At 55.8% G+C, this 14281-nt stretch carries 13 protein-coding genes; 6 read left to right on the top strand and 7 right to left on the bottom strand.

The features are described from left to right. Positions 1-10: 10 nt before the first annotated feature. Entirely contained in the window at positions 11-2014 is a 2004-nt protein-coding gene (locus KUF54_RS04650; protein WP_219345506.1) for a U32 family peptidase, read from the top strand. Between the two features lie 264 nt (positions 2015-2278). On the opposite strand, the gene KUF54_RS04645 is transcribed toward KUF54_RS04650, so the two are convergent. Genes KUF54_RS04645 through KUF54_RS04635 form a run of 3 tightly spaced genes read right to left on the bottom strand, consistent with a single transcriptional unit; the run spans position 2279 to position 5487 of the window. After that, on the bottom strand, positions 2279-3226 hold the full coding sequence (locus tag KUF54_RS04645; RefSeq protein ID WP_219345505.1) for an alpha/beta hydrolase: 948 nt from the start codon (positions 3224-3226) through the stop codon (positions 2279-2281). Between the two features lie 37 nt (positions 3227-3263). Further along, positions 3264-4727 carry an NAD(P)/FAD-dependent oxidoreductase gene (locus KUF54_RS04640; RefSeq protein WP_219345504.1) on the bottom strand — a complete coding sequence of 488 codons (1464 nt, stop codon included), beginning with the start codon at positions 4725-4727 and terminating at the stop codon, positions 3264-3266. 10 nt (positions 4728-4737) lie between these two features. After that, positions 4738-5487 (bottom strand): SDR family NAD(P)-dependent oxidoreductase, encoded by a 750-nt coding sequence (locus KUF54_RS04635; protein ID WP_219345503.1) that lies wholly within the window; start codon positions 5485-5487, stop codon positions 4738-4740. A 309-nt stretch (positions 5488-5796) separates the two neighbouring features. Between KUF54_RS04635 and KUF54_RS04630 the strand changes: the two genes are divergently transcribed. Together KUF54_RS04630 and KUF54_RS04625 are read left to right on the top strand one after the other, a co-directional pair. Then, positions 5797-6597: an SDR family oxidoreductase gene (locus KUF54_RS04630; protein WP_219345502.1), complete on the top strand. Its 801-nt coding sequence runs from the start codon at positions 5797-5799 to the stop codon at positions 6595-6597. A gap of 85 nt (positions 6598-6682) precedes the next feature. Next, on the top strand, positions 6683-7348 hold the full coding sequence (locus tag KUF54_RS04625) for a 3'-5' exonuclease (RefSeq protein ID WP_219345501.1): 666 nt from the start codon (positions 6683-6685) through the stop codon (positions 7346-7348). 17 nt (positions 7349-7365) lie between these two features. On the opposite strand, the gene KUF54_RS04620 is transcribed toward KUF54_RS04625, so the two are convergent. After that, complete coding sequence (locus KUF54_RS04620) at positions 7366-8595, bottom strand: diguanylate cyclase (RefSeq protein WP_219345500.1); 1230 nt, start codon at positions 8593-8595, stop codon at positions 7366-7368. A gap of 211 nt (positions 8596-8806) precedes the next feature. On the opposite strand from KUF54_RS04620, the gene KUF54_RS04615 reads away from it, so the two are divergent. Both KUF54_RS04615 and KUF54_RS04610 read left to right on the top strand, forming a co-directional pair. After that, positions 8807-10084, top strand: a complete 1278-nt coding sequence (locus KUF54_RS04615; protein ID WP_219345499.1) for an O-acetylhomoserine aminocarboxypropyltransferase/cysteine synthase family protein — start codon at positions 8807-8809, stop codon at positions 10082-10084. 46 nt (positions 10085-10130) lie between these two features. Beyond that, complete coding sequence (locus tag KUF54_RS04610; protein WP_219345498.1) at positions 10131-10763, top strand: energy transducer TonB; 633 nt, start codon at positions 10131-10133, stop codon at positions 10761-10763. A gap of 169 nt (positions 10764-10932) precedes the next feature. On the opposite strand, the gene KUF54_RS04605 is transcribed toward KUF54_RS04610, so the two are convergent. Continuing rightward, complete coding sequence (locus KUF54_RS04605) at positions 10933-11541, bottom strand: OmpW family protein (protein ID WP_219345497.1); 609 nt, start codon at positions 11539-11541, stop codon at positions 10933-10935. A gap of 207 nt (positions 11542-11748) precedes the next feature. After that, complete coding sequence (locus KUF54_RS04600) at positions 11749-12762, bottom strand: DUF808 domain-containing protein (RefSeq protein WP_219345496.1); 1014 nt, start codon at positions 12760-12762, stop codon at positions 11749-11751. Between the two features lie 134 nt (positions 12763-12896). Here KUF54_RS04600 and KUF54_RS04595 point away from each other — a divergent pair, with 134 nt between their 5' ends. Beyond that, a complete protein-coding gene (locus tag KUF54_RS04595) occupies positions 12897-13106 on the top strand; it encodes a hypothetical protein (protein WP_219345495.1) in 210 nt (69 codons plus the stop codon). A 45-nt stretch (positions 13107-13151) separates the two neighbouring features. On the opposite strand, the gene KUF54_RS04590 is transcribed toward KUF54_RS04595, so the two are convergent. Further along, positions 13152-14273: a VWA domain-containing protein gene (locus KUF54_RS04590; protein ID WP_370627600.1), complete on the bottom strand. Its 1122-nt coding sequence runs from the start codon at positions 14271-14273 to the stop codon at positions 13152-13154. Positions 14274-14281 lie beyond the last annotated feature (8 nt).

Below are 14281 nucleotides of genomic sequence, written 5' to 3'. Positions count from 1 at the left end.
TCTTGCCCCTATGTCTCTCCTGCCCCACCAGCTCGAACTCCTGTCCCCGGCCCGCGATGCCGATATTGGCATTGAAGCCATCAACCACGGAGCGGACGCCGTCTATATCGGCGGCCCAGCCTTTGGTGCGCGCGCCACGGCGGGCAATGACATCCGCGATATGGAGCGGCTCATCAAGCACGCCCACCGCTTTAACAGCCGCATCTTCATCACGCTCAACACCATCTTGCGCGACGATGAGTTAGAAGGCGCGCGCCAGATGGCCTGGGATATGTACAACCTAGGCGCCGATGCACTGATTATTCAGGACATGGGCTTGCTCGAACTCGATCTGCCGCCCATCCAGCTGCACGCATCCACGCAAACTGACATCCGTACGCCCGAAAAAGCGCGCTTTCTGCAGGACGCGGGCTTGAGCCAAATCGTGCTGGCCCGTGAGCTGGATTTGAAGCAAATCAAGGCCATTCACAAGACCTTGTCGCCCAGCACCTCGATTGAATTTTTCATTCACGGCGCGCTGTGCGTGGCCTATTCGGGCCAGTGTTACATCACCCACGCCCATACAGGGCGCAGCGCCAACCGCGGCGACTGCAACCAGGCTTGCCGCCTGCCCTACGAAGTGATGGACGACAAGGGCCGCATCATTGCGCATGAAAAGCATGTGCTGTCGATGAAGGACAACAACCAGAGCGACAACCTGCGCGCACTGGTGGATGCTGGGGTACGCAGCTTCAAGATCGAGGGCCGCTACAAGGACATGGGTTATGTGAAGAACATTACCGCCCACTACCGCAAGCTGCTTGACGAAATCATTGAAGAGCGCGAATTTTCCGAGAAGCCGCTGGTGCGCTCATCTTCGGGATCGACCACGTTCAATTTCGAACCCGACCCCGACCAGAACTTCAACCGCGAGTTCACCGATTACTTCGTCAACGGCCGCAAAGACGATATTGGTGCCTTTGATACCCCCAAGACACCGGGCCGCGCCATTGGCTGGGTGACGCAAGTGGGCGATAACTGGTTAGAGATTGAAACCAGCGACAAGGCAGCCGAGTTGCACAACGGCGACGGCCTGTGCTACTACGACCTGAAAAAAGAACTGGTGGGCGTACACATCAACCGCGTTGAATGCATGCATGCCAAAAAAGGCATCTGGCGACTGTTCCCTCGCAGCGAAATGTCCGAGTTCAAGGACTTGCGCAAGGGCATGGAAATCAACCGCAACCGCGACATGGACTGGGTACGCTCGCTGGAGAAAAAGTCCAGCGAACGCCGCATTGGCCTGTGGGCGGAGTTCAAAGAAGCCAGCAACGGTTTCAGTCTCACGCTTACCGATGAAGACGGCTTCAGCGCCACTGCATCTATCGATCAAGAATACCAAGCCGCTACCGACGCCGCCAAAGCCGAAGCCACGCTGCGCGAGCAACTAGGCCGCTTTGGTGCCAGCATCTTCTCGGTCAACGATATTTCGCTGACCGTTTCGCAGCCTTGGTTTGTGCCTGCATCGGCTCTCAACCAGTTGCGCCGCGAAGCACTGGCCGCTCTCGAAGCCGCACGCGCCGCGGGCTTTACTCGCCTGCCACGCGCTTTGCCAGTGGAGCCGCCTGCGCCGTTTCCTGAAGACACGCTGAGCTATCTGGCCAACGTCTACAACCAAAAAGCGCATGACTTCTATGTCAAGCATGGCGTAAAGGTGATCGACGCGGCCTACGAGAGCAAGGAAGAAGAAGGCGAAGTTTCGCTGATGATCACCAAACACTGCGTTCGCTTCTCGATGAGCCTGTGCCCCAAGCAAGCCAAGGGTGTGATTGGTGTCAAGGGCACTATCAAGGCCGAGCCGCTGCAGTTGATCAACGGCAAAGAAAAGCTGACCCTGCGCTTTGACTGCAAGCCCTGCGAAATGCATGTGGTGGGCAAGATGAAGAAGTCGGTGATGAACCAGCATGCCAAGGAAATGGAAGAACACCCGATGCAGTTTTTCCGCACACGCCCCACGCCTCAAAAGCCTGCGTAAGCAAACTTCATCGGCGTCAAAAAAGCCCGCAACCGGCAACGGTTAGCGGGCTTTTTTATATGTCAAACCTATTAGAGAAAACCCTTGCTTCACCGCATTGGGATGAATCGTCTATTTTTTAAGCAATCCGTGGAAAGCACCAGCTGGCGTGGGTTTGCGCGTTTCAAAGTGGAGTTTTCCACAAAAGCGTCCACATGATGCGGGGATAAAATCTGCGTCCCCTACAAACACAGCTGTACACATTCACAGTTGCAAAAAACAGGCTTAACCCACAGTCCTGCCGCTGTGATTTTGCAACTTGCTGCAAGCCTCTTCGAGCAAGCGCGCCACCGCCGCAACCATGGTGCTGAAGTTAGCAAAGCCATGCAGCATGCCTTCAGCACGCATGGTTGCAACCGGCACACCCGCTTGCTGCAGGCGCTTGGCAAAAGCCTCACCCTCATCACACAAAATATCCAGCTCAGCCGTTACCAGCACGGTAGGCGGCAAGCCTGCGACATTGGGGTACTGCATGATGGATGCAAGTGGGTGCGCTGGCACGCCGGGGTGGTAGTGGCGCCACATGGCGGCCATGGCCTCACGCGTGAGAAAGGGCATCTGCCCATACAGCGCATGCGAAGGCGCATCCATGCGCGAATCGCAAACCGGGTAGAACAGCAGTTGCTGCGTAATGCCATTCGTGTCGCCTTCCCAGCCATCCTCCTTGGCGCGCAGACAGGTCGCTATCGCCAGATTGCCGCCTGCACTGTCACCCGCCACCATCAGTTGGCTGGCATCGCAGCTCAGCTCTGCGGCATGGTCTGCTACCCAGCGCGTAGCGGCATAGGCATCGTCTAGCGCCGCAGGGAACACATACTCGGGAGCCAGCCGGTAATCGACGGACACCACATTCATTCCAGTAATACGTGCAAGGTGGCGGCATAGGTTGTCATGCGTCTCCAGCGTGCCAATGCACCAGCCACCACCATGAAAATAAACCATGACGGGTGCTGACTGCGCGGTGCTGGGGCGGTACAGGCGCAGCTTCATAGTCTGACCATCGCCACCGGGAATTTTCAGCTCACGCACCTCATGCATGGGCAGGTTAGCTGGCGGAAACGCCATGTGATCCATGAGCTTGCGGATTTCAGGCACGGGCGTTTTCACAAAATCCATGGGCGGAGCATCTTTGAATTGTTCAAGCACGGCGGCCATTTCGGGGTGTATCTGCATCTTCAGTCCTTGTCATTACAGAGGTGTATGAAAAAACTCAGGCCACAGCCACTTCGGTCTGGTGGTGGGTGTAGTCCTGCCACACGGGCGCGAGCATTTCTTGCCTGAAACGCGACTGCGACCACGGCCAGGTATTGGGCACACCGTTCTTGTCCAGATACCAGCTAGAGCAGCCGGAGCCAAAGACCGAGCCCTTGGCCGCCTGCTGGCGATCTTGGTCATACTGAGCCAATGCCTCGGGCTTGGCAGACAGACCTGCAACGCCTGCCTGCTCACCGCGCTCTATCAGTTGGGTGATATAGCCCCACTGCATCTCGGAGGTGTCGATCAACGAGAAGTTGCCCACGGGCGATGTGGGCCCGTTCATGAAATAGAAGTTGGGAAAGTCCGGCACCGAAATCGACTTGTAGGCCGTGGGCACATCGCTCCATGCTTGCTCTAGTGTCTTGCTGTTCAGACCTGTCACATCCATGGGGCGCACATAGCGATCAGTCTTGAAGCCGGTGGCCAAGACAATGATGTCCACCTCATGCAGCACGCCATCGCTGGTGCGCACGCCGTTTTTCTCGATCTGGCTAATACCCTCGGTAATCAACTCAGAGCCGGGCTGCTGAATCGCTTTGTAATAGTCGGGCGAGTAAATCAGGCGCTTGCAACCCGCGCGGTAATTGGGCTGCAGTTTCTGGCGCAGAGCCGGGTTTTGAACCGAGTTATCGAGGTTGTCCTGGCAGAGTTTCTGAATTTCCTGAATCTGTTCAGAATTCGGGTCCAGCACACCCTCTGTAAAGCGCTCCACATTTGCCAGATACGTGGGCTCGCGCTGGAGATACAGCAGTAAATCACGGTTGCTGCGAAACTCAGCACGCTGCTCCTCGGTAAATGCCGGGTTTTCAACCGGGAAAATCCATTGCGCCGTGCGCTGAAAATGTCTCACCTTGGCACGTGATGCCAGTGCCGAGACGATTTGCACGCCGGTAGAGCCCGTACCAATGATGGCAATTTTTTTGCCCTCCAGCGGCACAGAATGATCCCAACGCGCACTGTGAATGGTGTCGCCTTCAAAGTCTTGCAAGCCTTTGATTTGCGGATAGTTGGGGTGATGCAGCACGCCCGTGGCAGCTACCACGACCCTGCCCTCATAGCGCTTGCCATGCTGGTCCTGCAGCACCCAGGCATCGCCCTTCCACTCGGATTTCTGAATCTCAGTATCAAATTGCGCAAACTCTGCAATGCCGTATTTTTCAAAGACCCCTTCAAAATACTGCTGAATCTCCGCACCCGGCGGCAGCACTCGCGTCCATTCCGCATTGGGCTCAAATGAATAGGTATAAGCGTGCGATGGAACATCGCAGGTCAAACCGGGATAAGTATTATCTCGCCAGGTACCGCCCAGTGTTTTTTCTTTTTCCAGAATAATAAATTTTTTACCGCTATTTTTCAGGTGAATGCCAGCCAGAATACCGGACATCCCGCAGCCAATGACAATTACATCGTATTTCATGAATCAAGCCTTAAATAGCAATAACTTTAGCTGCCGAAAATCCACCATCCACAGGCAAATTAACGCCAGTAATAAATGAAGCAAGATCAGACAGTAAAAATGCGACGGCATTGCCCACTTCTGCGGGCTGGCCTGCACGCTTGAGCAAATGCATTTCCTCAAAGGCCTTGCCCACAGGCAACTCGTCCAACATCGCCGTCATGGGGGTATGGATGTAACCGGGGCTGATGCTGTTGACCCGCACGCCATAGCTACCCAGATCCGAGGCCAGGCTGCGCACCATCTGAATAACAGCCCCCTTGGCAGTGCAATAGGCCAGATTGGTCGGGTTGCCCAACATGCCGTTGATGCTGGCGATGGCGACAATTGAGCCCTGCCCGCGCTGTTTCATGTGGCTTGCAACAGCTTTTGTGCTAAGCATGGTTCCCGTGAGATTGACCTGTAGTACCTGCTCCCACTCCTGCAAGGTCATGCTTTGCAGATCGCCCACTCGTGATATGCCTGCCGATGTCACCAAACCATCAATCCGGCCATAACGGGCAAGTACATCGCTCACCAGCTCATTCGTCATCGCCTCGCTGCAGACATCCAGCTTGCGAAACTCGCAGCCTTGTGGCAAATCTTGGGTCTGCTGCAGATCAGCACACACTACCTTAGCCCCACTGGCCGCCAATGCCTGCGCGCAGGCCAGACCAATACCAGATGCACCACCGGTGACCAGAAACACCTTGTCATTCAAGCCACTGATTAATGGATTCATTCTCAAACCTCAATATTTATTGATCACCGCAACCGTGCGGCGATTAATAAGATCATCTGTTTATTTAATTTTTAAATCACTGTGAATTTTCCTCTTTACAAAATCACAATGTGTTTACAGGACCTAGTAAAAACCATTAACTCAATCAGACACACTGTGGCCATGATTTTTATATGTCAAGCAGGGTTTATATTTAATGATTATTGAAATACTGCAAACACATGCAATCACTGTCAAGCGGGAATCTATGAAAGCCTTTAATAATCAATCACTGCTTTAATCAGCTCACATTATTCAAATGAGGAAATCATGAAAGTTGCAGTCATTACTGGCGCCGCCAGTGGCATTGGCGCCGGCCTTGCCAAGCAAGCCGTCGCACGTGGAATGAAGGCTGTATTGGCAGACCGCGATCAGGTCGGGCTGGAGAAGGTTGCACAAGCACTGGGGGAGAACGCTCTGGCCGTGGTCACCGATGTCACCACTCAAGCATCGCTGGATGCTCTGGCCGACAAGGCCTATGCGGCATTTGGTCAAGTCGATCTGCTGTTCAACAACGCTGGCGTGCTGAGCACCGGCAATTGCTGGGAGATCAGCGACGCCCAATGGCAGCAGGCCTGGCAGGTCAATGTCAACGGCATCGTCAACGGCCTGCGCGCCTTTGTGCCGCGTCTGCTCAAAGCCGACAGGCCTGCTCGCATCATCAACACGGCATCCGTCGGAGGCTTTTTGCCCAGCGCTTTCATGGCACCGTACTCCGCCACCAAATTTGCCGTCGTAGCACTGACGGAAGGCCTGGCTAGCGAACTGGCCGCCATCAACTCGAAAATCAAGGTCTCACTGCTGGCCCCCGGCCCGGTGAAGACTGCGATTTTTCGCGAAACACCTTCTGCCGCATCGTCAGGCTTTCACGGTTTGATGACAAATTTACTCAATGAAAATGGCCTGAGCGCTGATGAATTCGCCAGCCGCGTTTTTGCTTCTATCGACCGCGGTGAATACTGGATCGTGCCTCAGCCTGAAATGCTCGATCCTTTGCTACAGGCGCGCAACAAAGTTATTGAAACCCGCGCCGATCCTGTACAGACTTGGGGCGCAGAAACGACCGCCTGACAACTTAAAGGCGTTCGAAAGCTTTAACTAGCTTTGCCAGCCCACAGCTGCCGGGGGTAAGCCTGTCTGGTGTGTAATCCACCCCATGCCCAGACTCATTGCCCCTAGCAAGGACGAAAGCGCCCTGCTTCCGCCATTTTTAGAACTGCCTGAAAAGGCGATTTTCATCCCCCAAACTCCGGCTGAATTTGAAGCTGCGTTTCGCGCCATCCATGCTGAGCAGATTTTGGGATTTGATACGGAAAGCAAGCCCCTTTTCAACGTCGGCCAGCATGACAGCGGCCCCCACTTGGTGCAGCTCGCTACGGCACAGCAAGCATGGCTGCTGCAACTGCATCTGCCCATGGCGCTTGAGTTGTCACGCGAGGTTCTAGCCGCCGCACATATTTGCAAAGTCGGTTTTGGGCTGGACAATGACAAGCACTCGCTGCCGCGCAGGCTGGGCGCGCCGCTGGTGAATATTCAGGATTTGGATAGCCGCTTTAAGCAGCTGGGATACGGCCCATCTGTCGGTGTGCGTGCAGCGGCGGCGCTGGTGCTCAGGCAAAGCTTTCGCAAGTCCAAGCGCACAACAACGTCCAACTGGGCCGCCACAGACCTGACTGCAGCCCAGCGACGCTATGCAGCCAATGATGCCCATGCTCCGGCCGTAATTTATGCGCATCTGTCAGCTTGGGAAAGCACTATTGCGACTCAACCTAGACGCAAGACGCAGGGTGAACAAACGAGGACTTTGGGCCAAGATTTTTAGCCAAAAAGCTCTGTAGTCTAGCTATAGACTGCACTTTTAGCTCTCAAATCAATAGCATAAACTGCCTCATCAAAACCTTGATCTGCCGTCTTCAAAGTTTGTACGCAGTCTCTGCCAGAACGTTTCGCCTCATAAAGCAGATCATCCGCCTGACTGAGTGCCCCAGCTAGTTCTTCGACAGAGCCCATCGGGACAATACCAAAGCTGGCGGTCATACGAAGACGCTCTGGCAGATGGTCAAATTCTTGGGTTTTCATCTGCTCGCGCATACGGTCAACAATTGCGTGTGCCTCACTCATTTGCACACGGTTGAGCAGCAGCATGAATTCTTCGCCGCCGAAGCGAGCAATCAAGTCTTTTTCTCGCACCTGCTTTAACAACAATGGGCCGAGTTGCACCAGTACCTGATCGCCGGCTGCATGGCCCCAGTTGTCATTGATACGCTTGAAATGATCAATGTCTACAGCCACCAAAGCCCAGGGAGCTTGCCTGCGGTCTGCCAACAAGGGCTGAGCGGCCTCCATGAAGGCGCGCCGATTGAGCAAACGAGTCAGAGGGTCGCGGTTGCGCTCATCGCGCAAGTTGGTCACCATGTCCCTGACCGAACAGGCAATTAAGCCCACGGTGAACAGCATAGAAAACAGTAGCGCCGTTGCTTGCACCAAGGCCCAATAGCCTGAACGTGTCAGCTCATGCGCCTCATCCATAGGGACCCAATTCACAGCGAATGGCCTGAACAAGGCGTAAACAACGTTCACTACGTAAGTGCCGCGCACCAAATGCTCTACCCAATCCTGCGCAGGCTTGGCTTGTAAAAACGCAGGCAAAGCTAGCGCCTGCATTAATGCCATAGTGATGGCCAAACTCTGAATACGAATGCGTCGGTCGCTCTCAAACTGTGTGTAATAAAACACCACCGCCAAACCGACCAAGCCAATGACCAAGCCGCAGATGACACTAACGCCTCGCCCACGCAGTCGAAGTGACATACCCTGCGCCAGCAACCAAAAGCCCATTAAATACAAACAAGCGGTAGCCAGCGCAGACTGGGTGAGCTGAGAATTTGTCATCAAACTCTGTGCCGCCAGCGCCGTTGACAGAGCGATAAAGCCGCCGAAAAACCAAAGCAGAAATACCGCCTGCGGCTGACGGCGCTGCACATACCAGCAAGTCAGCAGAGCAAAGCCAAACAGTGACACGCAAGCAGGCGCTATCAAGGCAAAGTACATGACGGCTGGCGGGTTCAAGATATCTATTTCTCGTGTAAGAAATTGTGAGTTATTGTGTCAGCGATTCTGCACATAATAAATCGTGAAATATTTCAGTTTCAGACTTTATGCCTCGTATTTGCATAAGCACATAGCCATTCAGTCCTTCTTTTGAAGCTCAGACCTCTCCATAATTTATAAGACTTGGGCGTAGGCTCAAGGCTTCAAATAATTACATTCAAGGACACAAATGCGCATAGAGACACTCGCTGTACACGCTGGTTATTCCCCCGACCCCACGACCAAGGCTGTGGCCGTGCCGATTTACCAAACAGTGGCCTATGCGTTTGACAGCGCTCAACACGGCGCGGATTTATTTGATTTGAAGGTGCCGGGCAATATTTACACCCGCATCATGAACCCCACCACCGACGTGCTGGAAAAGCGCGTGGCGGCCCTGGAAGGTGGCATTGCAGGCCTCGCCGTGGCATCGGGCATGGCCGCCATCACCGCTGCCATCCAGACCTTGGCGGAAGCGGGCGACAACATCGTCAGCGCCAGCACGCTTTATGGCGGCACTTACAACCTGTTTGCCCACACCTTCCCGCAGCAAGGCATTGAAGTGCGCTTTGCCGATGCGCGCGACCCTGCCAGCTTCGGCAAGCTGATCGATGCCAAGACCAAGGCCGTTTTCATCGAATCCATTGGCAACCCGCTGGGCAATGTGACCGACATTCAAGCCCTCGCCGATGTGGCCCATGCCCACGGCGTGCCGCTGATTGTTGACAACACGGTGCCCTCACCCTATCTTCTGCGTCCCATTGAATTTGGCGCGGACATCGTGGTGCACTCTCTCACCAAATATCTGGGCGGCCATGGCACCAGCGTAGGCGGCGCGATTGTGGACAGCGGCAAATTCCCTTGGGCGGAGCACAAGGCCCGCTTCAAACGCCTCAACGAACCCGATGTGAGCTACCACGGCGTGGTCTATACCGAAGCATTAGGCCCAGCGGCCTTCATCGGCCGCGCCCGCGTGGTGCCGCTGCGCAATATGGGCGCAGCCATTTCGCCCCAAAATTCGTTCCAGATTCTGCAAGGCATTGAGACACTGGCCCTGCGCATGGACCGTATTTGCGAGAACACGCAAAAGATTGCCGAAACCCTGCAAAACCATTCCAAAGTGGAATGGGTGCGCTATGCCGGGCTTAAAGACCATCCCGACCACGCCATCGTGCAAAAGCAGTCGCAAGGCCGCGCCTCGGGCATTCTGTCCTTCAGTTTGAAGGGCGACGAAGGCCGCGCCGCTGGTGCGCGCTTTTTGGATGCGCTGCAGCTGTTCACCCGCTTGGTCAACATTGGCGACGCTAAGTCTCTGGCCACCCATCCAGCATCGACCACACACCGTCAACTCGACCCCGCCGAGCTGGCCAAGGCCGGCGTAACCGAAGGCATGGTGCGCCTGTCAGTCGGTATTGAACATATTGACGACCTGCTGGCTGACCTGAACCAGGCACTCGAACAGGTATAAGAACTTCTTGGCAGCCCCCGCATTACGGGCTGCGGAGAGTTCTCAGATGCCCAACAACCTCATCACCACAGGCCGCCTGCCAATAGCCGGCCTGATGTTTCTTTGCCTTTGGCTGAGCGCTTGCAGGCAAATTCCGACCCGGCCAGACAGCGCATCTGCATCCGAGGTTGAAACATCTGCCTTAAATCCTGCACCATCGCAAGCACCGACACCAACACCGGCACCGGTGCTTGAACTGAGCCAGTCGCCAGCAGCGGACGCAATGCACCCTCCTCCTGCTTACAGTTTTCCACCGAAGGCATCCTACCCACCCAAGCCCATCGACCGACCGCAAGGCTCCAGCTATGCCCGCTGGCTGCCTGCGCAGCAGCAGCCTGACTGGCTCAAGAAGTGCTTTGGCGTACATCAACTCGATGAGACGCCCCGGATTGAACGCACCCGCCTGCCAGACTACCCCCAGCAAACATCCGGCGAGATGCCTGAGGGCCGCGTGACTATCGTCATCAATGTCTCGGCGCAAGGCAAGGTCGATCAGTACTTGATATCGCCCGACTCCAACCCAACGCTGGCCAAAGCCGCGGTGGATGCCATTCGGCGCTGGAAGTTCTCCGTCAGCCACTACAAAGGCCAAGCTGTGCCAGTGTGCTTAGCGCAGCGTTTCAACTTCCGCACAGAATAAAAAAATCGGTATCCCGCAAGCGCTAGATACCGATCTAAATAAACACCCTAGACTTTGAAGTCAGCTAGCCTTACAACCAGCCGGCTTCAGTGCACCGCAGGCAAAGCGGTGCGTGCGACTCGTCTCCAGCAGAAGGTCTAGAGACAAGCAACTCTTTACAGCAGGCCTATCAGAAACGATAGCCCACGCCCACACCCACCAACCATGGGTCAACCTTGAACTTGGCACCTTCCAGACCAGCGCCTGTGACCTTGGTGCCCAGATAAACCTTCTTGATGTCGAAGTTCAGCGACCAATTTTTGTCCAACTTATAGTCAAAGCCGACCTGCAGCGCGCCGCCAAAGCTGTTCTTCTTCACGGTCACAGCGCCATCGGCAATATTTACGTTCGAGAAGCGTGTGTAATTCACACCGGCACCCACATAAGGCTTGAATGCGCCAAAGTTGGTGAAGTGATACTGCGCCAGCAAGGTGGGGGGCAGGTGCTTGAGCGAGCCAACATGGGTGCCGCCCAAACGCACGTCATGCTTTTGGGGGTAGCTCAGCACCAGCTCGGCAGCGATGTTGGGCGTAAAGAAGTACGACACATCCAGCTCAGGCATCCACTTGTTGTTGATGCTCACACCAGCAGCACCGGCAGCGCCGCCGTTGTCGCTATCAAGGTGCAAAGCACGCACGCGTACTTGCCACGGGCTTGTGCCATCAAAGGATTGAGCAAAAGCAGTGCCAGCAGTCAATGCGCTGGCAGCGGCGGCGATCGCGATCAGAGTCTTTTTCATGGGCTTTTCCTTGAGTAAATCACTGGAAGCAGTTTTTGCGTTCCTTGGTATTGATTGAAACAAAGCAGCCCACTTCCGGGTTTGTCCCAAGTCAACCGGCCCACCGACTCACCCAAAGAAAAAGCGGGCGTTGCCCAATGGCCACGCCCGCTTTGATTTCTGATTCAGCGCAAACCGTTGCTGCATCAGCGGTGCTAGCTATTAACTTTAATGTGCCACCTTTGCAGGGCGCAGCTTGCGCCACAGCTCTACGCACAGCACCACTGCGCCACCAATGATGGCGCCCACCACCACGTGCACCAACACGGGGCCCAGCATGGCCACAATGCCGCCCATGGGTGTCAGCACCTGCTGCACCCAGAGCTCAATCGGCTTGATGCCATGCACCAGCAAGCTACCGCCCACCATAAACATGGCGGCAGTGCCCACAATCGACAGCCCGCGCATCAGCCAAGGAGTGAAGGCAATCAAACCACGACCCACAGCTTTGGCAATGCTGCTGCTCTTGGCCATCAGCCAAGCGCCCACATCATCCATACGCACAATGCCAGCCACTAAGCCGTAAACGAAGATCGTGATAGCCAAAGCCACAGCAACCAGCACAGCGGCCTGCTCCCAAATAGGCTTGGTAGAGACCGTGCCCAGTGCAATAGCCAAGATTTCAGCGGACAAAATAAAGTCCGTGCGTATCGCGCCGCTGACCTTTTGCTTTTCGTACGCTACCGGGTCCATCTCTTGATCACGTGCAGAACGCACCGACGAGGGTGCGACGCCTTTTAGCGTTGCCTCATTGGCATCATGCACAGCCTCTTTTTCGTCATGTGCCTGCTTTTTGTGGAAAAGGTGCAAGATTTTTTCCACGCCTTCAAAGCACAGAAAAGCCCCACCCACCATGAGCAGCGGCGTAATCAGCCAAGGGGCAAATGCGCTGATCAGCAAGGCCGCTGGCACCAAGGCCGCCTTATTCCATAACGAGCCTTTGGCCACGGCCCAAACTACGGGCAACTCTCTATTGGCTTTAACGCCTGTCACCTGCTCAGCATTAAGCGCCAAATCGTCGCCCAGCACACCGGCGGTTTTCTGCATGGCCACCTTGGTCTGCATGGCCACGTCATCAAGCATCGCCGTGCTCTTACCTGCAGCGGTCTTGGTCATCAAGGCCACGTCATCGAGCATCGCTGCAATATCATCCAACAGCATTAATAGACCGGCACCTGCCATCACACACCCCTATTTGTTTAAATGGATGCCATCATGCCTTTAAAGTCCATCGCAACAGCGACAGGAAATAGCCAATCACAACGCCCCAAACGCATTTCCAACGACAATGGGCACTCTTATTGAACGGATACCCTGTGAACCAACCTATTGAACATGCCGAGCTGATCGCCAGCTACCGAAAAGTCGCCGCTGAAGCCGCCAAGAAGGCGGAGCTGATCAAGGCCTCTGCTGGCAAGGGCCCGCGCACCATCGCCACCGTCGTCGAGACAGCTAACAAAGCTGCCCGCCGCCGCGATGTGCTGGCAAGCAAGCTGGCCAAGGTCGGCGTGGTTCTGGCGGACTAAGAGTCGCTCCCCCCATAAAAACAGCCTGCAACTGCAGGCTGTTTTTTATTTGCTGGTCTTAAAGCCCTGCGTCGCCGCCCAGGCCGCCACATCATCGCGGCGAATAGCGGCTGCCATCAGTTGCGGGAAGGCATCCGGCGTGCAGGCAAACGATGGCACGCCCAAGGCAGCCAGTTTGGCCGCCAGATCAGCGTCATAAGACGGTGCGCCCTCATCGCTGAGCGCCAGCAGCGTGATGAACTGCACGCCTGATTCGACCAGTTCATTGGCGCGGCGCAGCAGGCCGGATTCGACGCCACCTTCGTACAGGTCAGAGATCAGTACCAAAATGGTGTTGCGCGGCTCGCTGATAAGGCCTTGGCAATAGCCGACCGCGCCATTGATGTCTGTGCCGCCGCCCAGTTGCACGCCGAACAGCACATCGACCGGGTCGTCGAGCTTATCGGTCAGATCGACCACTGCCGTATCAAACACCACCAATTTGGTCGCCACGGCTGGCAGGCTTGCCATCACTGCGCCAAAGATGCTGGAGTAGACGACAGAGCTGGCCATGGAGCCACTTTGGTCAATGCACAAAATCACTTCGCGCTGCGGGCGGCGCGCCTTGCGGCCATAGCCGATCAGCGTCTCGGGGACTATGGATTGGTACTCGGGCTGCCAGTGGCGCAGGTTGGCGCGAATGGTGCGGTTCCAGTCAATCTCGGCATGGCGAGGACGACTATTGCGCTGACTGCGGTCCAGCGCGCCACTCACAGCGCTGCGCATGGGCTCTTCCAGCTTTTTCATCAGCTCATCGACCACCTTGCGCACCACCAGTCTGGCCGTGGCCTTAGTGTTTTGCGGAATGACGGAACCCAGCGATATCAGGTCAGCCACCAGATGCACATCGGGCTGCACGTTCTCCAGCATCTCGGGCTGCAGCAGCAGCTCGCGCAGGTTCAGGCGCTCCATTGCATCGCGCTGCATGACCTGCACGACTTGGCTGGGAAAATACTTGCGGATATCGCCCAACCAGCGCGAGACGGACGGCGATGAATTGCTGCGCCCGCCCTTGCGGGACGAGAGCTTGCTGTCTTCCTCATACAGCGCAGCCAGCGTCTGGTCCATTTCCTGCAAGCGCCCCGACACGCCGCCGCAGCTGGCATCGGCCGGGCTGCCCAGCACCATGCGCCAGC

This window comes from Comamonas sp. Y33R10-2, assembly GCF_019355935.1.
Taxonomy (GTDB): domain Bacteria; phylum Pseudomonadota; class Gammaproteobacteria; order Burkholderiales; family Burkholderiaceae_C; genus Comamonas.
This window is presented reverse-complemented; position numbering and strand designations above follow the sequence as displayed.